This is a genomic window from Halomonas sp. BM-2019, assembly GCF_017584085.1.
Map to the genome: position 1 here is coordinate 959,625 of NZ_CP071922.1, position 19,532 is coordinate 979,156.

At 68.7% G+C, this 19,532-nt stretch carries 22 protein-coding genes; 10 read left to right on the plus strand and 12 right to left on the minus strand.

Annotated elements, in window-relative coordinates; translation table 11 throughout:
- The first annotated feature begins 6 nt into the window (after window positions 1-6).
- The 3 genes from J5F18_RS04860 to bfr all read left to right on the plus strand — a co-directional run bounded on the left by J5F18_RS04860 (window position 7) and on the right by bfr (window position 1,438).
- Complete coding sequence (locus tag J5F18_RS04860; protein ID WP_346301195.1) at window positions 7-483, plus strand: RDD family protein; 477 nt, start codon at window positions 7-9, stop codon at window positions 481-483.
- A gap of 113 nt (window positions 484-596) precedes the next feature.
- On the plus strand, window positions 597-803 hold the full coding sequence (locus tag J5F18_RS04865) for a (2Fe-2S)-binding protein (RefSeq protein ID WP_346301196.1): 207 nt from the start codon (window positions 597-599) through the stop codon (window positions 801-803).
- A 152-nt stretch (window positions 804-955) separates the two neighbouring features.
- Window positions 956-1,438: a bacterioferritin gene (gene bfr, locus J5F18_RS04870; RefSeq protein ID WP_346301197.1), complete on the plus strand. Its 483-nt coding sequence runs from the start codon at window positions 956-958 to the stop codon at window positions 1,436-1,438.
- Window positions 1,439-1,528: 90 nt separating this feature from the next.
- Here bfr and J5F18_RS04875 read toward each other — a convergent pair whose 3' ends face one another.
- The 4 genes from J5F18_RS04875 to J5F18_RS04890 all read right to left on the minus strand — a co-directional run bounded on the left by J5F18_RS04875 (window position 1,529) and on the right by J5F18_RS04890 (window position 4,699).
- Window positions 1,529-1,753 carry a DUF1653 domain-containing protein gene (locus tag J5F18_RS04875; RefSeq protein ID WP_346301198.1) on the minus strand — a complete coding sequence of 75 codons (225 nt, stop codon included), beginning with the start codon at window positions 1,751-1,753 and terminating at the stop codon, window positions 1,529-1,531.
- Window positions 1,754-1,793: 40 nt separating this feature from the next.
- Window positions 1,794-2,660, minus strand: a complete 867-nt coding sequence (tcdA, locus tag J5F18_RS04880; protein ID WP_346301199.1) for a tRNA cyclic N6-threonylcarbamoyladenosine(37) synthase TcdA — start codon at window positions 2,658-2,660, stop codon at window positions 1,794-1,796.
- Window positions 2,661-2,672: 12 nt separating this feature from the next.
- On the minus strand, window positions 2,673-3,446 hold the full coding sequence (locus J5F18_RS04885) for a pseudouridine synthase (protein ID WP_346301200.1): 774 nt from the start codon (window positions 3,444-3,446) through the stop codon (window positions 2,673-2,675).
- Between the two features lie 77 nt (window positions 3,447-3,523).
- On the minus strand, window positions 3,524-4,699 hold the full coding sequence (locus tag J5F18_RS04890; RefSeq protein WP_346301201.1) for a cation diffusion facilitator family transporter: 1,176 nt from the start codon (window positions 4,697-4,699) through the stop codon (window positions 3,524-3,526).
- A 191-nt stretch (window positions 4,700-4,890) separates the two neighbouring features.
- Here J5F18_RS04890 and J5F18_RS04895 point away from each other — a divergent pair, with 191 nt between their 5' ends.
- Entirely contained in the window at window positions 4,891-5,565 is a 675-nt protein-coding gene (locus J5F18_RS04895) for an SDR family oxidoreductase (protein WP_346301202.1), read from the plus strand.
- Window positions 5,566-5,608: 43 nt separating this feature from the next.
- Here J5F18_RS04895 and J5F18_RS04900 read toward each other — a convergent pair whose 3' ends face one another.
- The 3 genes from J5F18_RS04900 to J5F18_RS04910 all read right to left on the minus strand — a co-directional run bounded on the left by J5F18_RS04900 (window position 5,609) and on the right by J5F18_RS04910 (window position 8,185).
- A complete protein-coding gene (locus J5F18_RS04900) occupies window positions 5,609-6,472 on the minus strand; it encodes an undecaprenyl-diphosphate phosphatase (protein ID WP_346301203.1) in 864 nt (287 codons plus the stop codon).
- Between the two features lie 135 nt (window positions 6,473-6,607).
- Window positions 6,608-7,990 (minus strand): CHAD domain-containing protein, encoded by a 1,383-nt coding sequence (locus J5F18_RS04905; RefSeq protein WP_346301204.1) that lies wholly within the window; start codon window positions 7,988-7,990, stop codon window positions 6,608-6,610.
- Between the two features lie 45 nt (window positions 7,991-8,035).
- Window positions 8,036-8,185, minus strand: a complete 150-nt coding sequence (locus J5F18_RS04910; RefSeq protein ID WP_346301205.1) for a hypothetical protein — start codon at window positions 8,183-8,185, stop codon at window positions 8,036-8,038.
- Between the two features lie 252 nt (window positions 8,186-8,437).
- Between J5F18_RS04910 and J5F18_RS04915 the strand changes: the two genes are divergently transcribed.
- Window positions 8,438-8,857 (plus strand): STAS/SEC14 domain-containing protein, encoded by a 420-nt coding sequence (locus J5F18_RS04915; RefSeq protein WP_346301206.1) that lies wholly within the window; start codon window positions 8,438-8,440, stop codon window positions 8,855-8,857.
- 49 nt (window positions 8,858-8,906) lie between these two features.
- On the opposite strand, the gene phaC is transcribed toward J5F18_RS04915, so the two are convergent.
- Window positions 8,907-10,766 (minus strand): class I poly(R)-hydroxyalkanoic acid synthase, encoded by a 1,860-nt coding sequence (gene phaC, locus J5F18_RS04920; protein ID WP_346301207.1) that lies wholly within the window; start codon window positions 10,764-10,766, stop codon window positions 8,907-8,909.
- 264 nt (window positions 10,767-11,030) lie between these two features.
- Here phaC and J5F18_RS04925 point away from each other — a divergent pair, with 264 nt between their 5' ends.
- Window positions 11,031-11,339, plus strand: a complete 309-nt coding sequence (locus J5F18_RS04925; protein WP_346301208.1) for a hypothetical protein — start codon at window positions 11,031-11,033, stop codon at window positions 11,337-11,339.
- Between the two features lie 70 nt (window positions 11,340-11,409).
- Here J5F18_RS04925 and J5F18_RS04930 read toward each other — a convergent pair whose 3' ends face one another.
- The gene (locus tag J5F18_RS04930; protein ID WP_346301209.1) at window positions 11,410-11,940 is read right to left on the minus strand and encodes a PadR family transcriptional regulator; all 531 of its coding nucleotides are present in this window, start codon (window positions 11,938-11,940) and stop codon (window positions 11,410-11,412) included.
- 134 nt (window positions 11,941-12,074) lie between these two features.
- Between J5F18_RS04930 and J5F18_RS04935 the strand changes: the two genes are divergently transcribed.
- On the plus strand, window positions 12,075-12,446 hold the full coding sequence (locus J5F18_RS04935) for a DUF2306 domain-containing protein (RefSeq protein ID WP_346301210.1): 372 nt from the start codon (window positions 12,075-12,077) through the stop codon (window positions 12,444-12,446).
- Window positions 12,447-12,536: 90 nt separating this feature from the next.
- Here the strand turns inward: J5F18_RS04935 and J5F18_RS04940 are convergent, their stop codons facing one another.
- Entirely contained in the window at window positions 12,537-12,710 is a 174-nt protein-coding gene (locus J5F18_RS04940; RefSeq protein ID WP_346301211.1) for a hypothetical protein, read from the minus strand.
- Between the two features lie 561 nt (window positions 12,711-13,271).
- Between J5F18_RS04940 and aceK the strand changes: the two genes are divergently transcribed.
- The 3 genes from aceK (at window position 13,272) to J5F18_RS04955 (ending at window position 16,622) form a co-directional block, all read left to right on the plus strand.
- Window positions 13,272-15,017, plus strand: coding sequence for a bifunctional isocitrate dehydrogenase kinase/phosphatase (gene aceK / locus J5F18_RS04945; RefSeq protein ID WP_346301212.1), 1,746 nt, complete (start codon window positions 13,272-13,274; stop codon window positions 15,015-15,017).
- Between the two features lie 28 nt (window positions 15,018-15,045).
- Entirely contained in the window at window positions 15,046-15,780 is a 735-nt protein-coding gene (locus tag J5F18_RS04950; protein ID WP_346301213.1) for a Sir2 family NAD-dependent protein deacetylase, read from the plus strand.
- Between the two features lie 71 nt (window positions 15,781-15,851).
- The gene (locus tag J5F18_RS04955) at window positions 15,852-16,622 is read left to right on the plus strand and encodes a tRNA-uridine aminocarboxypropyltransferase (protein ID WP_346301214.1); all 771 of its coding nucleotides are present in this window, start codon (window positions 15,852-15,854) and stop codon (window positions 16,620-16,622) included.
- Between the two features lie 9 nt (window positions 16,623-16,631).
- Here J5F18_RS04955 and J5F18_RS04960 read toward each other — a convergent pair whose 3' ends face one another.
- Both J5F18_RS04960 and J5F18_RS04965 read right to left on the minus strand, forming a co-directional pair.
- Complete coding sequence (locus J5F18_RS04960) at window positions 16,632-17,879, minus strand: TraB/GumN family protein (RefSeq protein ID WP_346301215.1); 1,248 nt, start codon at window positions 17,877-17,879, stop codon at window positions 16,632-16,634.
- Between the two features lie 73 nt (window positions 17,880-17,952).
- Window positions 17,953-19,401 (minus strand): TrkH family potassium uptake protein, encoded by a 1,449-nt coding sequence (locus J5F18_RS04965; RefSeq protein WP_346301216.1) that lies wholly within the window; start codon window positions 19,399-19,401, stop codon window positions 17,953-17,955.
- Window positions 19,402-19,532 lie beyond the last annotated feature (131 nt).

Consider the following 19,532-nt stretch of genomic DNA (forward strand, 5'->3'; position numbering starts at 1 on the left):
ATACCCATGCAACGACGTTTCGGCAACCTCGAGGACGCCTGGCCCGCGGGTTTCGCCCGCCGGCTGGGCGCCATGGTCTACGACAGCTGCCTGGTGGCCGCCATCTGGATCCTGATCACCGGACTGCACCTGGCGCTGATGCGCCATGGCCTGGGGATGTCCCCGGAGCAGATCGGCGTGGGGGCGGCCCAGGTGCTCTCGCTGCGGCTGGCGTTGCTGCTCGGCGCCTTCGCCTTCTTCGCCTTCTTCTGGACCCGCGGCGGCGTGACGCTGGGCATGCAGGCCTGGCGGCTGCGGGTGCAGACCCTCGATGGCTACTCCATCACCCTGACCCAGGCCGCGGTGCGCTTCCTGGTGGCCTGCCTGTCGATCGCGGCTTTCGGTCTCGGCTACCTGTGGATCCTGATCGACCGCGAGCGGCGCAGCTGGTCGGATATCGCCTCCGGCACCCGGGTGGTGGTGCTGCCCAAGCCGCCCCGCTAGGCGACGGCCGGCCGCGAGATTGATCCGGATCAGACCTTGGTCGTTTCCCGCTTGCAAGAGCCTATGCGAATCATTTACATTCACTATTAGCAGTCGTCAGCGAGGTGATGTAAATGTACGTGTGTCTCTGCAAGGGGGTCTCCGACCACCATATCCGCCAGTCCGTCGAGGACGGCGCCCGTAGCTGGCGCGAGGTCCAGCGCGAGACCGGCTGCGGCACCCAGTGCGGCAAGTGCGCCGTGGAGGGCAAGGGCATCACCCGCGAGGCGGTGAAGGCCGAGCTCATGGTGGGCATCGAGGATCTCGCCTATGCCGTCTGACGGAATCTGGATCATTCTCGATATCGTTATCAGGCGTTTGATTTGATTGGTTTTTCACCAGAACTCGCTACACTGGGCGATAGCCCTTGGAATGCCATCCCCTGCATGCCAAGCTGCAGACACCCTTCCCCGACGACAGCAGAGGTGAGTTCATGAAAGGCGACAAGAAGGTCATCGAGCATCTCAACAAGGCGCTGGGCAACGAGCTGGTGGCGATCAACCAGTACTTCCTGCACGCCAAGATGTACAAGGACTGGGGCCTCAAGGCGCTGGCCAAGTGGGAGTATGACGAGTCCATCGACGAGATGAAGCACGCCGACAAGCTGATCGAGCGCATCCTCTTCCTGGAGGGCGTGCCCAACCTGCAGGATCTCGGCAAGCTCAATATCGGCGAGAACGTCCGCGAGATGCTCGAGTGCGACCTCAAGATCGAGCACGAGGGGCGCGCCGATTACATCGAGGCCATCACCTACTGCGAGCAGGTCAAGGACTACGTCAGCCGCGACCTCTTCCGCGATATCCTCGCCGACGAGGAAGAGCACATCGACCATATCGAGACCGAGCTGGGTCTGATCGACAAGGTCGGCATCGAGAACTACATGCTCAAGCAGATGCAGGAAGCCGGCGACGAATAAGCGCCCGCCTTCCCGGCCTCCTCTCGCAGACACCGGCGCCCGCGTGGCGCCGGTGGCGTGTCCGGACCCCGGCTTGCCGGCCGCAGGGCCTCAGAACGCCTTTTCCAGCTCGAATCGCGGCACCGGTTCGCCCTGCACCTCCACCAGCTCGGTGAAGTTGTCCAGCGGGCGAACCCAGAGGCCGTAGTCGCCGTAGAGGGCGCGGTAGACCACCATGGGCGCCTCGTTCTCGCTGTGGTGGGCCACGCCGAGCACCTCGTAGCGGTTGCCCTTGTAGTGGTAGTAGATGCCGGGTACGGGAAGCGGACGGGTCATGACAGGCTCCAGGTGGGTCAGGGGCTGGGGGCGCGTGACCTCAGGACGGTGAGGCGCCATTGCTGGCCGAGGCGGGGGAGCGCTTGGCCAGCCGAGCCAGCACCCGGGAGGCGGCCACGAAGCCGAAGCTGCCGGTGACGAAGGTGGCGGCGCCGAAGCCGGAGGCGCAGTCGAGGCGGGTGGACTCGCCGCTGCCCGGCTTCTGGAAGCAGACCTCGCCATCGTGGCTCGGGTAGACCAGCTGTTCGTCAGAATAGACGCACTCCACCGAGAAGCGCCGCTTCGGATTGCGCGAGAAGCCGAAGTCGCGTCGCAGGCGTGCGCGCACCTTGGCCAGCAGCGGGTCGTGCTCGGTGCGGGTAAGGTCGGCGACCCGGATGCGCGTGGGGTCGGTCTGGCCGCCGGCGGCGCCGGTCACGGTGATCGGCAGCTTGCGCCGCCGGCACCAGGCGATCAGCGCCGCCTTGGCCACCACGCTGTCGATGGCGTCCACCACATGATCGGCGTTCTCGGGAAGGCGCTGGGCCAGGTTGGTGGGGGTGACGAAGGCGGTATCGGCCACCACCTCGATGCCCGGCTGGATGGCCCGGCAGCGCTCCGCCAGGACCTCCACCTTGGGCCGGCCGATGGTGCCGTCCAGGGCGTGGAGCTGGCGGTTGACGTTGGAGACGCAGACGTCGTCCAGGTCGATCAGGGTCAACTTGCCGATGCCGGAGCGGGCCAGGGCCTCCACCGCCCAGCTGCCCACGCCGCCCACGCCCACCACCACCACGTGGGCGGTGCGGAAGCGCGCGAGGGCGCGGGTACCGTAGAGCCGCCGGATCCCGCCGAAGCGCAGGGCGTGGTCGTCAGTCTCGACGGTATCCTGGTGAACGACGGCGGGAGAAGCGAAGGGCAGGTCGGTCATGGCGGCAGTCGGTCAGTCGGTGGTGGCGGGTTCGGGGTACGGCTGGCCAGCGCGAACGGCGTCCACCGGCAGGTGGCCGGCCCAGCCGAGGCGCCGGAACAGCGCGCTCAGGGTGGCGTCCAGGGCGCCGCTCAGGCGCAGCGGCTGGCCCGTAACCGGGTGCACGAAGGCCAGCTCCACGGCGGCCAGCAGCAGCCGCGGGGCGTCGAGGTGCTCGGCGAAGAAGCGGTTGTGGTTGCCCTTGCCGTGCTTGGCGTCGCCGATGATCGGATAGCCGCGGTGCGAGAGATGGCGGCGAATCTGGTGGCGCCGCCCGGTGAGTGGGCGCGCCTCCATCAGCGAGTAGCGGCTCTGGGGATAGCGGTCCACCCGCACCGGCAGCTCCACGCTGTCCAGGCGTCGGATATTGGTCACCGCCTGCATGGCGGGCATCTCGGCCTTGGGCCGGCTGCCGTCCTCCTCGCGCAACGGGTAGTCGAGCCGCTCGGCCTCGGGGCCGATGCCACGTACCACCGCCAGGTAGCGCTTGGCGACCCGGCGCTCGGCGAAGGCCTCGGTGAGCCGGGTGGCGACGTCCGGGGACAGGGCCAGCACCATCACCCCGGAGGTGGGGCGGTCGAGGCGGTGCACCGGGTAGACCCGCTGGCCGAGCCGGTCGCGCAGCCGCTGCAGCAGGAACTCGCGCTCGCCGCGGGCCAGGGCGGTGCGGTGCACCAGCAGGCCGGCAGGCTTGTGCACGGCCACCAGGTGCTCGTCGCGATGCAGTATCCGCAGGGGGTCGCTCATGCCATCCGGGTCCTGGGAGAGGGGCGGCCATTGTCACCCCCAACCGCGGCGATGTCACCCATGGGCGGGCAGCAGGCTCAGGAGGAGGGCGACAGGGGCGCCAGGCGGCGGATCTCCAGGTGGGAGAACCAGTCGAGGTCGGCGGCGGCGGCCTCGAGCCGCTCCGTGGTCTCGCGGCTATCCAGCGGCGCGTGCTCGTCCAGGCAGGCCACCACGGTCACCGCCCCTTCCAGGTAGTGGAGCTCGAGGTCGCGGATCCAGGACCAGGCCGGCAGCTCGGCCCAGCGCCATGCCAGGGCCCGCTCCACCTCGGGGCGCAGCGGCAGGCCGGGCAGGCGACTGGGATCCCCCTCGCCGGCATCGTCCTCCGGGTCGACGTGGAAGGTCAGGTCGGTGAGGGCGGGAAAGGCCTGGCGGAGACGGCGGCTTACCTCGTTGCCGATCTCGTGGCCCTCCGAGACGCTGATGCGCGGCGACACCACCACGTGGAGGTCGAGCATGGTGCGCCCGGCCGACTGGCGGGTGCGCAGGTCGTGGACGCCCGCCACCCCCGGCACCCCCAGCGCCAGCTCGCGCATCGCCTCCTGCTGGGGAACCGGCAGGGCGGTGTCCACCAGCTCGCGGCCCGACTCCCACAGCAGGTCCCAGCCCACCTTGCCGACCAGCAGGCCAACGATCACCGCGGCCAGGGTGTCGAGCCAGCCGTGGCCGAGCTGGGTGCCCACCAGGCCGACCAGCACCACCCCGGTGGAGAGCACGTCGGAGCGCGAGTGCCAGGCGTTGGCCTCCAGCAGCTTGGAGCCCAGGCGGCGCGCCACGCGCATGGTGAGGTGGAAGAGCGCCTCCTTGGCCAGCAGCGCCAGCAGCGCGATCAGCATGGCCCAGACCCCCGGCGGGGGGATCTCGGCGCCGGCGATCAGCCGCTCGATGCTGGACCAGGCGATGGCGCCCGCGACGAAGATCAGCACGCTGCCCAGGAAGAGGGTGGCCAGGGTCTCGATGCGACCATGGCCGTAGGGGTGGTCGTGGTCCGGGTCCTGGCTGCCGTAGTGGGTGGCCGCCAGCACGAAGCCGTCGGTCACCAGGTCGGAGAAGGAGTGGATGCCGTCGGCGATCAGCGCCGCCGAGCCAACGATGATGCCGGTCACCAGCTTCACCAGGCCGACGATGCCGTCGACCCAGATGGCGAGCAGGGTGACGCGGCGGGCGTCGCGGGCCTTCTGCTGGGCAGGGCTGTCCTCGATGTTCGTCATGGTGCCAGGCCTCGGGCGGCGTGGTCGATGGGCTCGCGCAGTGGCCCCGGGCGGAGGTGCTGCGATGCAAGAGGGGTACTGCAATGCAAAAGAGTACCGAAAAGGTCCTCTTTCATGCAACGGGCCCGGGTTGATGTGGCGGCACCCCTGGGGCACTGTCTGGCTTGGTTCCCGACCGAACAGGAGATCCCATGGCTTCCACCCTACTCATCACCGGCGCCAACCGCGGCGTCGGCCTGGCGCTGGCCCGCCACTACCGCGATGCCGGCTGGGCGGTGATCGGCGTCTGCCGCGGCAGCGGTGCCGACACCGCCGAACTCCGCGAGGTCGCGGCGCGGGTCATCGAGGGCGTCGACGTGACGCGCCCCGAGGACGTGGCGCGCCTGGCCGTCGAGCTGGAGGGGCAGCGCCTCGATCTGCTGATCAACAACGCCGGCCTGCTGCGCGATGAGGTACTCGGCGAGCTCGATTTCGCTTCCATCCGTGAGCAGATGGAGGTCAACGCCTATGCGCCGCTGCGGGTCGTCGAGGCGCTGCTCGGCCAGCTCGGCGAGGGCAGCAAGATCGCCAACATCACCAGCCGCATGGGCTCCATCGCCGACAACGACTCCGGCGGGCGCTACGGCTACCGGGCCTCCAAGGCGGCGCTCAACGCCTTCGGCAAGTCGCTGGCCGTGGACCTGGCCCCCCGGGGCATCGCCGTGATCCAGCTCCACCCGGGCTACGTGCAGACCCGCATGGTCAACTTCGGCGGCCTGATCAGCCCCGAGGAGGCCGCCGCCGGCATCGCCGCCCGTATCGAGGCGCTGACCCTGGCGACTACTGGCACCTTCTGGCACAGCAACGGCGAGCCGCTGCCCTGGTAGCCCCGCATCGCGGTGGGGGCGGCCTCTCCAGGGGCCGCCTCCGCTAGCCGAGGTCGATGACGCCGAGCAGCACGGCGGCCGCCAGCGCCCACAGGTAGAAGGAGAAGACCTTCATCCGCGCGCGGTAGAGGAAGTAGAGCACCAGGCGCAGGGCCAGGGTGCCGACCGCGGCGGCCACCACGAAGGCGGTCAGCAGCACGCCATGGTTGAGCTCGCCGAGGCCGCCGTTCAGCCCCACTTCGATGGCCTGCACGCCGGTGGCGGCGAGAATGGTGGGGATCGCCAGGAAGAAGCTGTATTCGGCGGCCCAGCGCCGCTTCAGCCCGCTCAGCAGGGCGGCGGAGATGGTCAGGCCGCTGCGGCTGAAGCCCGGCACCAGCGCCAGCCCCTGGGCAACGCCGATGACCACCGCGTTGCGCGGGGTGATCTGACGCAGGCCCCGGGGACGCGCGCCGAGAGTGTCGGTCCACCACAGCAGGATCCCGGTCAGCGTCAGGGTGCCGACCACCAGCAGGGGCAGGGCGAAGACCCGCTCGAAGGTGGTCTTGAGCAGCAGCCCCACGACGGCCGTGGCCACCACCGAGAGCGCGCAGAGCAGGGCCAGCCGCAGGGCGAGCAGCTCGCGGCCCAGGGTGCCCTCCCGCGAGGCCCACTGCAGGCTCTGTCGCGCGATGCCAACGCTCAGGCGCACCAGGCTGGTCCAGAAGACGATGGCGATGGAGACCAGGGTGCCGACATGGACCACCAGGTCGAAGAGGATCATCTCGGCGCTGTCCGGTGCCGGGAGAACATGCCCCTGGCCGATCAGCCAGTGCTGGGTGAGCACCAGGTGAGCGGTGGAGCTGACGGGAATGAACATGAAGACGCCCTGTACGACGCCGAGCAGGGTTGCGATCCAGAGAGTCATGAAGAACCTTTGAGGAAACGGGCATGCAACGTCGACGAGCCCTCTTGTGCTGACTCGATACCGACCTGCGGTTGGGCAGACGCTGGGCATGGTAGCCCAGCCGGCGCTTGGTGGCACCCCCGCCGGCCGGTTCGCTCACCCCCGGGGCTCGCGCAGGAGGGGCAGGGCCAGGATCTCCCTGCGCTGCGCCGCCTTCACCTCCTGCAGTCGGGCGACCCATGCCATGAGCGCCTGACGGGCGTCCTCAGCCAGCGCCTGACCCGGTGACGAGGCGCGGAAGGCGCCCAGCCAGTCGAGCTGGGTGCAGAGATCCTGGAAGGCGCCGAGGCACTCCTGGCGCACCTTGAGGCTCTCGAGCAGGGCGCCATACCGCGCGGGGGACAGCTCGGCCAGGTAGCGGATGCGTTTCACCCGCTTGCGCAGCTGGTGAAGCGCCGCATCCGGGGAGGCGTCGTTCAGCGAGGTAAGCAGCGCATCATGGCGGGCCAGACGCTCCTGCAGGGCCTGGTCGATCTGGCGCTCCTGCAGGTGGGTCAGCGCCTTGGCGAACTCTCTGGAGGCGATGGCCTCCTGCCATGCCAGCATGTCACGGGCATAGGCGCGGCGTCCCAAGCGGTGACAGAGCTCCCGGCGCGCCTCCCGGGTCCGCTCGTGGAGCCAGGTAACCAGGGGCCTGAGGGCCTCGCCGGTCGCCTCGGGCGGCAGGCGGGCGAGATTTTCCAGGAACACGTCCAGGTCACGCAGCTCGCTGGTGGCGCGCGCCTGCCGCTGGAGCCCCTTGAGGGCCCGGCCGAGCCCGGGGATCTCGAGGATGGCCAGCAGCGTCTCGGCCAGGGCCCGGCTGCGTCGCAGGTTGACCCGATACTGGTGCAGGAACTCCAGATCGTGCCCGGCGGCGACGCCCGGCTCCAGGGAGCGGATCATGCGGTACTGGTGCGCGAGCTGGTCAGTGACACGTTGTCGGATGCCCAGGTCATCGAGGGGCCGCGGCTCGGGTGCCTTCCGCTGGAAGAGCGCGTGGCTCGCCTCCCGGGGTGAGAGGGTATGGAGGAGCTCGCCTCGCTGGCGACCGAGCTCGTGCCAGGTGGCGATGGGTAGGGCGATATGCAGCAGGCCCCCCGTGGGCAGCCGCTTCGGCGCCTGGGCACACAGCCGTCGGGCGAGTTCCAGCAGGGCCGGATTGTGGCCGATCAGCGCCAGGTGGTCGGTGGCGGGGTCGGTCACCTGAAGCCAGCGGCGCAGGGGCTTTTCCTCGAAGGTGTAGAGGGCGTCGAGGCAATGGGCCCGCTTGGCCAGACCGAGTTCGGGCAGGGCGGCGTCGAGCCCCAGCAGGGTCTGGCGGGCACGCAGGGCGCTACTGACATGCAGCTCGCCGGCGAAGACGCCCAGACGGTGCATCGGCTCCGCCATGGCGGTCGCCTGGTGCTGGCCACGAACGCTGAGCGGGCGCTCATGGTCATCGGCGTCCGTTGAGGCCTGTTTCGCTCGGGCATGTCGGATCAGGTAGAGATGCTTCATGGGCCACCTCGCGGCCATGGCGTCTCGTGGGGTGCTTGAAGCACCTCAGCGTGTTTCATCGGTTCGGCGGCGACGGACGGCCCGTTGCCGCTCGCGCTCGCGGCGGCGCTGGCGGGCGAGGGCATTGCCGTTGGCCACCTGGACCAGGAAGTCGAGCGCCGCATCGGTGAGCACTGCACGTCGGTGTCGTGACATGGTACGCGATTCCCGTGTCAGCCTAGCGCTATCCTAGCGTGCCAGGATGACGATCTCGTGACCCGGAGCCATCGTCTCGTTGGTGGAGGTATCGGGGCGCCTGGCCTGGGGCTCGCTGGCTGTCTTCTGCCTGCTGAGCTGCGTGCGGGTCGATACCGCGTCCCGGCCCGTCTGAGCGGGTATGCCCGCCCAGGCGCTATGCTGAAGGCAACCGAGGGCATGCCCTTCTTTTGCGATCCAAGGAGACCAGCCATGTTGGAATTCATCCCCCACCCGGCGGAGCATGTCGTGGCGATGCGAGTCGGCGGCATCGTCACGGCTCAGGAACTGCAGCAAGCCATCGACGCCATCGAAGTCGCCAAGCGCAACCACCCCTTGATCAGCCTGGTGGTGGAGCTCGACGACATGCGCTGGATGACCCTGACCGCCCTGCTCAAGGATGTCGGCTACGGCCTGACCCAGATCGGCGATCTCGATCGCTATCACCGCGCCGCCGTCATCACCGACAAGGAGTGGATCAAGCAGATCGCCCACCTGGAAGACCGGCTGTTCAAGGCCATGGAGATCCGCACCTTCCCCCGCTACCAGCACGCCGCCGCCATGGCGTGGGCCGGAGAACTGCCCAAGGGCGCCCACGAGGACCCGGAAGAGGACGGCTATCACGGGGCCTGATCGGCCAGCGTGACGCCGGAGGCCGTGCTGGGGCCCAGGGAAGGGCCTCTCACCCGCCGGACGTACCCCCGTCGTCGACGCGCACCCGGACATAGGAACCCGGCGCCTCCTCGATGGGCGGGAAGCGCCCTCCACCGGGCTCGCGGGCGGGCACCTGGCCTCCGGCGTGGCGCTCGATCCAGCTGCGCCATTCCGGCCACCAGGAGCCCGGGTGGTGAGTGGCCGAGGCCAGCCAACGTTCGGGGTCGCGGGGCAGGCGGCCATAGCTCCAGTAGCCGTACTTCGGCGAGCCGGCCGGGTTGATGACTCCCGCGATATGGCCGGAGCCGCCGAGCAGGAAGCGGGGACGCCGGCCGAGCAGGTGCGCGCCGCGGTAGCAGGACTGCCAGGGCGCGATGTGATCCTTCTCGGTCGCCACGAAGAACGTCGGGATGCTCACCTTGCTCAGGTCGATGGCTTCCCCCGCCAGGGAGATGCCCCCGGGCTCGGCGAGGCGGTTCTCCAGGTACATGTTGCGCAGGTAGAAGCTCTGCATGCGCCGTGGCATGCGGGTGGAGTCGGAGTTCCAGTAGAGCAGGTCGAAGGCCTGGGGCTCCCGGCCGAGCAGGTAGTTGTTGATCACGAAGCCCCAGATCAGATCGGCGGACTGCAGCAGGTTGAAGGCGTTGGAGAGATGCGTGCCCTCCAGGTAGCCGCGTTGCGCCATGTGCTGCTCGATATTGCGGATCTGCTCCTCGTCGATGAACACCTCCAGCGGCCCCACCTCGCTGAAGTCGAGCAGGGTGGTGAAGAAGGTGGCACTGTGCGCCCGCTCCTCGCCTCGGGCGGCCAGATGCGCCAGGGTGCTGGCCAGCAGGGTGCCGCCGATGCAGTAGCCGATGGTGTTGAGCGTCTCCTCGCCGGTGACCTCCGCCACCACGTCCATGGCCTTGAGGGTGCCCTGGGTGAGGTAGTCGTCGAAGGCCACCTCGGCATAGCGTTCGTCCGGATTGACCCAGGCGATGACGAAGACCGTCATGCCCTGTTCGACGGCCCAGCGGATGAAGGAGCGCTGCGGGGTCAGGTCCAGGATGTAGAACTTGTTGATCCAGGGCGGGACGATCAGCAGCGGGCGGCGGTCGACCGTCTCGGTGGTTGGCGCGTACTGGATGAGCTGCATCAGCTCATTCTGGTAGATGACCTTGCCCGGGGTCACCGCGATGTTCTTGCCCAGCTCCAGCCCGGCCGAATCGCTCTGCTTGATGCGCAGCAGCCCCTCGCCCCGGGCCAGGTCCTCCATCAGGTTGGCCATGCCCTGCAGGAGGTTGGCGCCGCCGGTGCGCACTGTGGCCTCGATCACCTCCGGGTTGGTGGTGGCAAAGTTGCTGGGGGCGAGGGCGTCCATCAGCTGTCGGGCATAGAACTCGACCTTCACCCGCTCCTCGTGCTCCAGCTCCTCGGTGACCTCATGCACCCCCTTCAGCCACTGCTCGGCGGTCAGCTGGTAGGCCTGGCGGAGCATGTCGAAGTAGAGGTTCTCCTCCCAGCCCTTGCCCTTGAAGCGTCTGTCGCGTGGGGTGGGCTCGAGGGCTGATGATGGCGCCTCGCCGAGCAGGCGCTGCGTGGAGTTCTGCCACAGCGTCGTATAGCCCTGCCAGAGCTGCAGCTGGAGCTCCAGGGCGCGCTGGGGCTGCAAGAGGAACTGCTGGCCCAGGCTGGTCATGGCCTTGGCCGCGACCGCCGGGTCGGGCAGGGTGAAGAAGTCCCCGCGGGCCTGGCGTTCGAGCCAGCCCTGCCAGGCCCGGGACGACCCGGACGACAGCCGCGCCAGGGTCTCGGCATAGCGCTTTGCCAGCTCGTCGGCTGACGTCTCGGGAGGTGGTGTGGCCTGATCGCCTGGCTTCGCTGACGACGGTGTCTGGTCATTCATGGCGTTGCCCCTAGATGAGTACGGCTCGATGGCGGCGTCGCCCGGCTTATGGCCGGAAGGGAGGCCGATGCGCTGCCCCCATCGGTCGCCACCTACCGTCTCAGTATCGTAGGGGCTGGGGGAGACGCAACCCTACGCTCTTGCCTGGAGCGGGGCAGAGCGGGGGCATGTGGAAAGGCGGGAACAATCCCGCCGCCGGCTGCGTCCCTGTGCTCGCCGGGGATGTCCCGGCGATTCGCAATCGGCAGAGCACGGGAGGATGTCATGATCATCGCACGTTGGTACTGTCAGGCCCGCTTCGGGCACAAGCAGGAGCTGCTGGCGAAGACCCGGGAGTGGTGGACCACCATCGGCCGCGAGATCGGCCAGACCGACTACACCATCACCACCGGCAGCATCGGCGCCGCCGAGTCGGTGGTGGCGGTGGATCTCCGCGTGGCCGACCTGGCCACCCTGAGCGCCCAGTGGGACAGGCTCGCCGAGCGTGCCGACCACCGGGAGTGGGGCAAGGCAATCGAGCCCCTGGTGGTCAGCGGCTCCACCCGCTGGGAGATCTACCGAGTGGTGGAGTGAGGCGGCCATCGCCCCGGGCCGCCCTTGTCCCGCCGGCCCGGGGCGTTGCCGCGGGATCAGCCGAACGATCTCAACGCCCTTCCAGCAGCACTTCCTCGATCCACTCCAGCCAGGTCTCGGTAAGCCGCTGCCCCAGCCGCAGGGTGTGCCAGGGCGCGCGCTGGGCGGACGTCAGGGCCGCAGGGTCGCTGAACCACTCCCGTTCAATCGCGGCGTAGGTCGCCAGGCGCTCGCGGAGCTGCTCGAGCAAGGCGGCGAGCTCCTCGCGGCGGGCGGGCTCGGGCCAGCGCTCCCAGGCGAAGAACTTGGCGAACAGCGGCTGGCGCACGGGGCTGGCGGCCAGGGGTTCGGCGAGCCAGGCGTCCAGGGCTTGCCGACCCGCCTCGGTCAGCCGGTAGACCTTGCGGTCGGGGCGCTCGGCCTGGGGCACCGTCTCGCAGGCCAGCAGCCCGTCACCGCGCATGCGGTCCAGCTCCCGATAGAGCTGCTGGTGGCTGGCCTGCCAGACATGAGCGAGCCCCGCCTTGAAGCGCTGGAGAATGTCGTAACCGGTGCCGGGCTCACGCTGGAGGGTGATCAGTAGAACGGCGCGCAGTGACATGGAAACCATGGGTGACGTGACATTGATATGCGCATGGTTGCATAACAAGCGAGTGACGGCTAGTGTTATGCAACAAGTTGCATTTCAAGCGACGCGTTGACGACCAGGCCGGCGTTTGGCGATCGGAGGCTCCCATGGCGTTCACCCTGCATCTCACTACCTCCTTCCTGGCCCTAGGGCTCGGGGCCATCCTGCTGCTGGCGCCCAAGGGCACCGGGCCCCACCGACTGATGGGCGGTATCTGGGTGCTGGCCATGGCCTTGTCGGCGCTGAGTTCCTTCTGGCTGGGCGGCGGCGTGCTGCCGCTGGTGGGGCACCTGGGGCCCATCCATCTGCTGTCGCTGTGGATGCTGATTGCACTGAGCGTGGCCATGAGAGCCATCCTCAAGCACAGAGTGGAACAGCACCGCGCCTGGATGCGCGGCGCCTATCTGGGGCTGCTGGGGGCCTTTATCGGCACCCTGGCGCCGGGGCGCTGGGTGGCGACTCAGGTCGGCTTGTGGTGACGCCACCGAACGGGCCAATTGCCAGTCGCCGGGACAAGCCCCGGCGACTGGCAATCTGCAGAGCACGGGAGGGCGTCATGGCCCATTCCCTTAGATCACCCGCTTGCGGATCCAGGCGCTGACCTGCTCGACGCCGATCACCACCACCAGGATGGCGAGGATCACGGTGAGGGCCTGGTCATAGCGGAACAGGTTCATGGCCGCGGAGAGCTCCACGCCGATGCCGCCGGCACCCACTAGGCCCAGCACCACGGCGCTGCGCACCGCTTTCTCCACCGAGAAGAGGCCGGTGGCGACGAACGACGCCGTCCTGCAGCGAGATCCGCAGGTCGCGGTCGATGTCCAGCCCGGCCTGGTGCAGCATGTAGCTCGGCATGATGTGGCCTGTGGTGGAGCTGTGGCCCTTCATGGCCACGTGCTTGCCCTTGAGGTCCTCCAGGGTCTCGATGTCGCTGTCGGTGGGGGCGATGAAGACCGAGTAGTACTCCGGGCGCACGATGGCGGTTCGGCTGCACGCCCTCGACGCGCTCGGCCATCAGCACATACTCGGAGGGGCCGGCCAGCACGATGTCGAGCTGCTCGAAGCGCAGGGCGAGGGCGGCGGCGAGGAGAGGCAGGGACGATTTTATCGGGCCTCTCCGAAGGCTCATGGATGCAGGGAGTGGGGTGACGCGCCCCTACCCTGCTAGTGGGCGATGACGGCGTGGTGACGGGAGGATGACGATGCGGTGACGCTTGGAGGGGGCGGCCTGCTCCACCCTGGTGGGCTCGCCCTGCGGCGCACAATTCGTCATGCTGGGCCTATACGCTGCCCGGAGTCCGCCCATGAAGCTCTCGCCCGCCTATCGCCTGGCCGCCACCGTGCTGCACGGCTTCGACGAGTACCGCTCACGCTTCAAGCAGATCACCGCGGATGCCAGCCGACGCTTCCGCGATGCCGCCTGGCGGGAGGCCCAGCAGGCCTCGGCGGAGCGCATCAATCTCTACCAGGAGAAGGTGGACGAGACATTGGGGCGTCTTCAGCGCACCTTCGGCGACGAGGTGCTGGCCGACTATGAGTGCTGGCGCGAGGCCAAGCAGCACTATGCCGAGCTGATCAGCCAGCGGCTCGACTACGAGCTGGCCGAGACCTATTTCAACTCCCTGTTCTGCTCGGTTTTCCATCACCGGCATATCCGCAACGACTGGATGTTCGTCTACAGCTCCCGGGAGGACGCCGCCCATCACTCCGGTATCGAGCTGTGCCGACGGCATCGGGTGGCCGGCGACTGGGTCGGTGCGATCCGCTGGGCCCTGGCCGAGGCGCCCCTCGAGACCCCCTTCGTCGACCTGGAGCGGGATGCCGGCCTGGGGGGGGACTTCCTCACCGATCACCTGCCGGAGGCGATCCGCGCCGCCGAGGACGCCGAGATCGAGCTGCTCAAGAGCGTCTTCTACCGCAACAAGGGGGCCTACCTGGTGGGGCGCATCAGGGGCGGGGTCGAGCAGGTGCCCCTGGTGCTGCCGGTCCTGCACGACGAGGGGGAGGGGCTGCACCTGGATACCGTGCTGATCGAGCCCGACGAAGTGTCGATCATCTTCTCCTTCACCCGCGCCTATTTTCAGGTGGAGGTGGTGGTGCCCGGGGAGTTCGTCGATTACCTGCAGGAACTGATGCCGGGCAAGCCGGAGGGGGAACTCTATGCCGCCATCGGCTTCTTCAAGCAGGGCAAGACCGAGTTCTTCCGTGCCCTGAACCGCCACGTGGCCCGCCGCGAGGACAAGTTCATCATCGCCCCGGGGGTGCGTGGCATGGTGATGGCGGTGTTCGTGCTGCCCTCCTTCCGCACCGTGTTCAAGATCATCAAGGATCGCTTCGATCCCACCAAGAAGATGAGCCGCGAGAACGTGCGCGAGAAGTATCGCCTGGTCAAGCGCAACGACCGGGTGGGGCGCATGGCGGACACCCAGGAGTTCTCCCACTTCATCACCCGCAAGGACCACTACGATCCGGCGTGCCTGGAGCACCTGCTGGAGGTGGCCCCCTCGACGGTCTACCTCAGGGGCGACAAGGTGATCATCGAGCACTGCTACACCGAGCGGAGGATGACGCCGCTCAACCTCTACCTGGCGCAGTGCAGCGCGGAGGAGACCCGCGCCGTGCTCAAGGACTACGGCAACGCCATCAAGCAGATGGCGGCGGCCAACATCTTCCCCGGCGACATGCTGCTGAAGAACTTCGGCGTGACCCGCCACGGCCGGGTGGTCTTCTACGACTACGACGAGGTGTGCTATCTCACCGAGTGCAACTTCCGCCATATCCCCGAGCCGCTCTATCCGGAGCAGGAGCTCGCCGACGAGCCCTGGTACTCGGTGGGACCCAATGATATTTTCCCCGAGGAGTTCGGGCCCTTCCTGTTCGCCGACGTGAGGATGCGCAAGCTCTTCCATGAGCTGCATCCGGAGCTGTTCGACGCCGACTACTGGAAGGGGCTGCAGCAGGCGATCCGCGACGGTCGGGTGATCGACGTCTACCCCTACCGCAACAAGCAGCGCTTCGCCGGGGACGAGGGCAACGGCCTGGTGTACTGAGCGGCAGGACCCCAGCAGGCGAGGAGACATGGGCGAATCACGCCAGCCGCATCTGGTGGTGTTCACCGGGGCGGGGATCAGCGCCGAGAGCGGCATCCAGACCTTTCGTGCCAGCGATGGCCTCTGGGCCGACCACCCCGTGGAGGAGGTGGCCACGCCCGGGGCCTGGCGACGCGATCCGGCTCGGGTGCTGCGCTTCTACGATGCGCGCCGCGACCAGGTGCGTCGCGCCCGTCCCAACCCCGCCCACAAGGCCCTGGCGGCGCTGGAGACCCAGGGATTCCGGGTCAGCATCATCACCCAGAACATCGATGACCTCCACGAGCGGGCCGGCTCGCGCCGGGTGCTGCACCTGCACGGCGAGGTGCTCAAGGCCCGCTCCACCGTGGACCCGCGACTGCGCTATCCGCTGCCCCGCGGCGGCATCCGCCTCGGCGATGTCTGTGACAAGGGCAGCCAGCTGCGCCCCGACGTGGTGTGGTTCGGCGAGGCGGTGCCGCTGTTCGCCGACGCCTGCGAGCTGGCCGCCGAGGCGGACCTGCTGCTGGTGGTGGGCACCTCGCTGGCGGTGATGCCGGCGGCCTCGCTGCTCGAGTACGCGCCCTTCGATGCCCCCTGCGTGCTGGTGGACCCCGAGGCCGAGGCGCTGGCGCCGCCCGGCGTCACCCGGCTCAGCCAGCCCGCTGGCAAGGGGGTGCCCGCGCTGGTGCGCCACTGGCGGCGCGAGGGGCGGCTCTGGGTGCCGGAGACGCTGCTCGAGTAGCTCAGTAGCGAGGGGCGGGGGCTGTCCCCATGCTAGAATGCGTCCCCGCTTTCCCATCCGCACAGGCCGCCATGCTGCACGCTCCCCGTCACGACTCCGCCAGTCGGCTGTCCTCCGTCACCGAGCAGGACCCCGCTACCGGGCATCCCCGCCCGCCGCGCCGCGAATTCAAGGCCCGCGGGAGCTTCGTGGAACGCTGCCCGGGCTGCAACCTGCCCGAGCTCAATTGCCTCTGCCCCTATGCGGTGAGTGCCGAGAGCCGCGCTCGGGTGTGGCTGCTCACCCACCCCATGGAGCACCACAAGCCCACCAACACGGGGCGGCTGATCCGCGACGTGCTGGACGCAACCGAGGTCTTCACCTGGTACCGCACCGTGCCGGACGCGCGATTGCTGGCGCTGCTGGAGGACCCCCGCTACGCCCCCTTCGTGATCTTCCCCGACGACCAGCCCGACTATGCCGAGCGGGTGGTGGGCATGGAGGCCGTGACCGCGGCGAAGGCCTCCGGGCGCCTCCCGGTCTATCTGCTGCTCGACGGCACCTGGCGCCAGGCGCGGCGCATCTTCCGCAAGAGCCCCTACCTGGACGGCCTGCCGGTGCTGCCCCTGCGCACCGCGCGGCTGACCCGCTATCGGTTGCGCAAGCCGGCCTCCCAGGCGCACCTGTGCACCGCCGAGGTGGCCGCCGAACTGCTGCGACAGGGGGGCGACGCCGCCGCCGCCCAGGCGCTGGACGACTACTTCGACGCCTTCAACGACAGCTACGCCGCCAGCCGGCGCTTCGAGAAGATCGAAACGCCGACGGCGGCGATGCAGCGCCTGCTGGCGCGACGCTCGGCGTAGGCAACGGGGTCAGGGGGCCCCGCTGCCGAACAGCGCCCCGGCGATGCGGAAGCCCGCCACCCAGGTGCCGATGGCGGAGCCCAAGGTGGCCATCAGGAACACCAGCAGGGTGCGCGAGACCCGGTTGCGCCACCAGCCCGCAAGCTCGGTGACATCGTGGCGCAGGGTGGAGAAGTCACGCACCTTGGGCTTGCGCAGCCAGAGCTCCACCCCGGCGGCCACGAAGCCGGCGCCGATGGTGGGGTTGAGCGAGGTGAGCGGGGCGGCGAAGAAGGTGGCCGCCACCGTCAGCGGATGGGCCAGGGCCACCAGGGTGGCCGCCGCCGATAACACGCCGTTGATCAGGAACCATTCGCCCACCAGCTGCCAGCCCAGCTCGGTGTTGCGCGAGAAGCCGATGGCGAAGCCGGTCAGCACCAGCACCGTGATCAGCCAGGGCAGCGCCTTCCACAGCCGCGACGGCGGCGGGGTCACCTCCAGCGCCTCGCGCTCCGGCGTGGGGGCCGCGGGCAGCGGCGCCTCGAGCTCCTCGGCCATGCCCTTCAGGTGCCCGGCGCCGATCACCACCAGCACGTGGCGGTAGCGCCCCGGGGGCGCCTCCTCGGCCAGGCGCAGCACCATGTAGCGGTCGCGCTCGCTGATCAAGGGTGTGTAGAGGGTCTCGGACTCGGCGGCGAACTCGCTGAAGGTGGACTCCAGGACGTCGCCCTCCTTGAGCCGCTCGATCTCCTCGGCGGAGACATCCTGGCGCGACAGCACGCTGCCCAACAGCCCCGAGAACAGCGAAAAGCGCTGCCACCAGGGCACGTTGTGGTAGATGCGCTTGAGGGTGATCCCCACGTCGCGGTCGATCAGCAGCAGCGGCAGCCCGGCACGGCGGCTCTCCTCCAGGGCGGCGCGCATCTCGGCGCCGGGCTCGATGCCCGACTGCTCGGCCACGCGCTGCTGGAAGGCACCCAGGGCCAGGCTCGCCGCCACCATGCCGGCCTTGCCCTGGCGGAAGATCTCGAAGAGGTCCTGATTGTGCAGGGCATCCGGGTTGGCGAGGCTGTGATGGCGGGAGTCGCACAGCTCGATGGCCACGGCGTCGTACTCGCCGGAGCGTACCAAGGCGCGCACGTCGGCGGCGCTCTCGGCGGAGACGTGGGCGGTGCCCAGCAGGGTGTAGCGAGTCTCGCCCAGCTGAAGGGTGCGGCGCGGGCCGGAGACGCCGGCCGCCGGCTCGGTGGGCATCACGGTGTCCTGGGAGTCGGTCATGGACGCTCGAAATGAAGGAGTGAGAAGGGGATTATCCACGATGGGCCCGTGCGGGCCAAACGTGGAAAGGGGGCTAACGTCGCCAGAAGGCGGGGGTGAACAGCACCAGCACGGTGAAGATCTCCAGGCGGCCGAGCAGCATGGCGACCACCAGGATCCACTTGGCCAGCGTCGGCAGGTCGCCGTAGTGGCTGGAGGCCTCGCCGAGTGCCGGGCCCAGGTTGTTGAGTGCCGAGGCCACGCTGGACCAGGCGGTGACCTGGTCGACGCCGGTGGCCATCACGCCCACCAGCATCAGGAAGAAGAGCATCACATAGACCGAGAAGAAGCCCCACACCGCCTGGGCGATGCCGTCCGGCACGCTCACCTTGCCCACCTTCACCGAGATCACCGCACTCGGGTGGATCAGGCGCATCACCTCGCGCATGCCCTGCTTGAGGATCAGGATGATGCGGATCACCTTCATGCCCCCGCCGGTGGAGCCCGAGCAGCCGCCCACGAAGGCGGCCACGAACAGCAGGAAGGGCAGGGCACCGGGCCACACCGAGAAGTCGGCGACCCCGAAGCCGGCGGTGGTGGCCACCGAGACCACCTGGAAGACCCCGTGGCGCAGGCCGCGCTCGGTGCCATAGGTCTCGGTCAGCCACAGCGAGACCACGGTGATCACCGCCAGCCCCAGCAGGAAGAGCAGCAGGAAGCGCGCCTCGGGATCCTGGAAATAGTGCGTCACGCTGCGCTGCCGCCAGGCGACGAAGTGCAGGCTGAAGCTCACCGCCGAGACGATCAGGAAGAAGATGCAGATCAGCTCGATCACGGCGCTGTCGAACTGCCCGATGCTGGCGTCGTGGGTGGAGAAGCCGCCGAGCGCCACGGTGGAGAAGCTGTGGCCCAGGGCATCGAACCAGTCCATGCCGGCGGCCAGGTAGGCCAGCATGCAGGCGACGGTGAGGGCAGCGTAGATGTACCACAGCGCCTTGGCGGTCTCGGTGATGCGCGGGGTCAGCTTGGAGTCCTTGAGCGGCCCCGGGATCTCGGTGCGGTAGAGGGCCATGCCGCCGACGCCCAGCGTCGGCAGGATCGCCACCGCCAGCACCACGATGCCCATGCCGCCGAGCCACTGCAGCTGCTGGCGATAGTAGCGGATCGACTCGGGCAGGTGCTCGATGCCGGTGATCACCGTGGCCCCGGTGGTGGTGAGCCCCGAAAAGGATTCGAACACCGCGTCGGTGATCGAGAGCGTCGATTCGGCGGTGAGCATCAGCGGCAGGGAGCCGAACAGCCCCAGCACGCTCCAGAACAGGGCGGCGATCAGGAAGCCGTCGCGGATGCGCAGCTCCTTGCGGGCCCGCCGGTTGGGCAGGTACATCACCAGGCCGGTGAACACGGTGATGCCGATGGCGATCGCGAATGCGTCCCACTGGCCGTCGCCGAACAGCAGCGAGATCAGGATCGGCGGCACCAGGGTCAGGCTGAACAGCATCAGCAGCAGACCCAGGATGCGCAGGATCATGCGCAGGCTCATCGCGTGGCGCTCCCCGAGAACGTCATGTCAGAAGAAGGTCAGGCCAACCTGGAACAGCCGCTCCACGTCGCGAATGCGGCGCTTGTCGATCACGAACAGGATCAGGTGGTCGCCGGACTCCACCACCACGT

Excerpts from the sequence above, each read along its gene's own strand:
- J5F18_RS04860 (WP_346301195.1), top strand. The coding sequence starts at position 7 with ATGCAACGACGTTTCGGCAACCTCGAGGACGCCTGGCCCGCGGGTTTC.
- J5F18_RS04865 (WP_346301196.1), top strand. The coding sequence starts at position 597 with ATGTACGTGTGTCTCTGCAAGGGGGTCTCCGACCACCATATCCGCCAG.
- bfr (WP_346301197.1), top strand. The coding sequence starts at position 956 with ATGAAAGGCGACAAGAAGGTCATCGAGCATCTCAACAAGGCGCTGGGC.
- J5F18_RS04875 (WP_346301198.1), bottom strand. The coding sequence starts at position 1,753 with ATGACCCGTCCGCTTCCCGTACCCGGCATCTACTACCACTACAAGGGC.
- tcdA (WP_346301199.1), bottom strand. The coding sequence starts at position 2,660 with ATGACCGACCTGCCCTTCGCTTCTCCCGCCGTCGTTCACCAGGATACC.
- J5F18_RS04885 (WP_346301200.1), bottom strand. The coding sequence starts at position 3,446 with ATGAGCGACCCCCTGCGGATACTGCATCGCGACGAGCACCTGGTGGCC.
- J5F18_RS04890 (WP_346301201.1), bottom strand. The coding sequence starts at position 4,699 with ATGACGAACATCGAGGACAGCCCTGCCCAGCAGAAGGCCCGCGACGCC.
- J5F18_RS04895 (WP_346301202.1), top strand. The coding sequence starts at position 4,891 with ATGGCTTCCACCCTACTCATCACCGGCGCCAACCGCGGCGTCGGCCTG.
- J5F18_RS04900 (WP_346301203.1), bottom strand. The coding sequence starts at position 6,472 with ATGACTCTCTGGATCGCAACCCTGCTCGGCGTCGTACAGGGCGTCTTC.
- J5F18_RS04905 (WP_346301204.1), bottom strand. The coding sequence starts at position 7,990 with ATGAAGCATCTCTACCTGATCCGACATGCCCGAGCGAAACAGGCCTCA.
- J5F18_RS04910 (WP_346301205.1), bottom strand. The coding sequence starts at position 8,185 with ATGTCACGACACCGACGTGCAGTGCTCACCGATGCGGCGCTCGACTTC.
- J5F18_RS04915 (WP_346301206.1), top strand. The coding sequence starts at position 8,438 with ATGTTGGAATTCATCCCCCACCCGGCGGAGCATGTCGTGGCGATGCGA.
- phaC (WP_346301207.1), bottom strand. The coding sequence starts at position 10,766 with ATGAATGACCAGACACCGTCGTCAGCGAAGCCAGGCGATCAGGCCACA.
- J5F18_RS04925 (WP_346301208.1), top strand. The coding sequence starts at position 11,031 with ATGATCATCGCACGTTGGTACTGTCAGGCCCGCTTCGGGCACAAGCAG.
- J5F18_RS04930 (WP_346301209.1), bottom strand. The coding sequence starts at position 11,940 with ATGTCACTGCGCGCCGTTCTACTGATCACCCTCCAGCGTGAGCCCGGC.
- J5F18_RS04935 (WP_346301210.1), top strand. The coding sequence starts at position 12,075 with ATGGCGTTCACCCTGCATCTCACTACCTCCTTCCTGGCCCTAGGGCTC.
- aceK (WP_346301212.1), top strand. The coding sequence starts at position 13,272 with ATGAAGCTCTCGCCCGCCTATCGCCTGGCCGCCACCGTGCTGCACGGC.
- J5F18_RS04950 (WP_346301213.1), top strand. The coding sequence starts at position 15,046 with ATGGGCGAATCACGCCAGCCGCATCTGGTGGTGTTCACCGGGGCGGGG.
- J5F18_RS04955 (WP_346301214.1), top strand. The coding sequence starts at position 15,852 with ATGCTGCACGCTCCCCGTCACGACTCCGCCAGTCGGCTGTCCTCCGTC.
- J5F18_RS04960 (WP_346301215.1), bottom strand. The coding sequence starts at position 17,879 with ATGACCGACTCCCAGGACACCGTGATGCCCACCGAGCCGGCGGCCGGC.
- J5F18_RS04965 (WP_346301216.1), bottom strand. The coding sequence starts at position 19,401 with ATGAGCCTGCGCATGATCCTGCGCATCCTGGGTCTGCTGCTGATGCTG.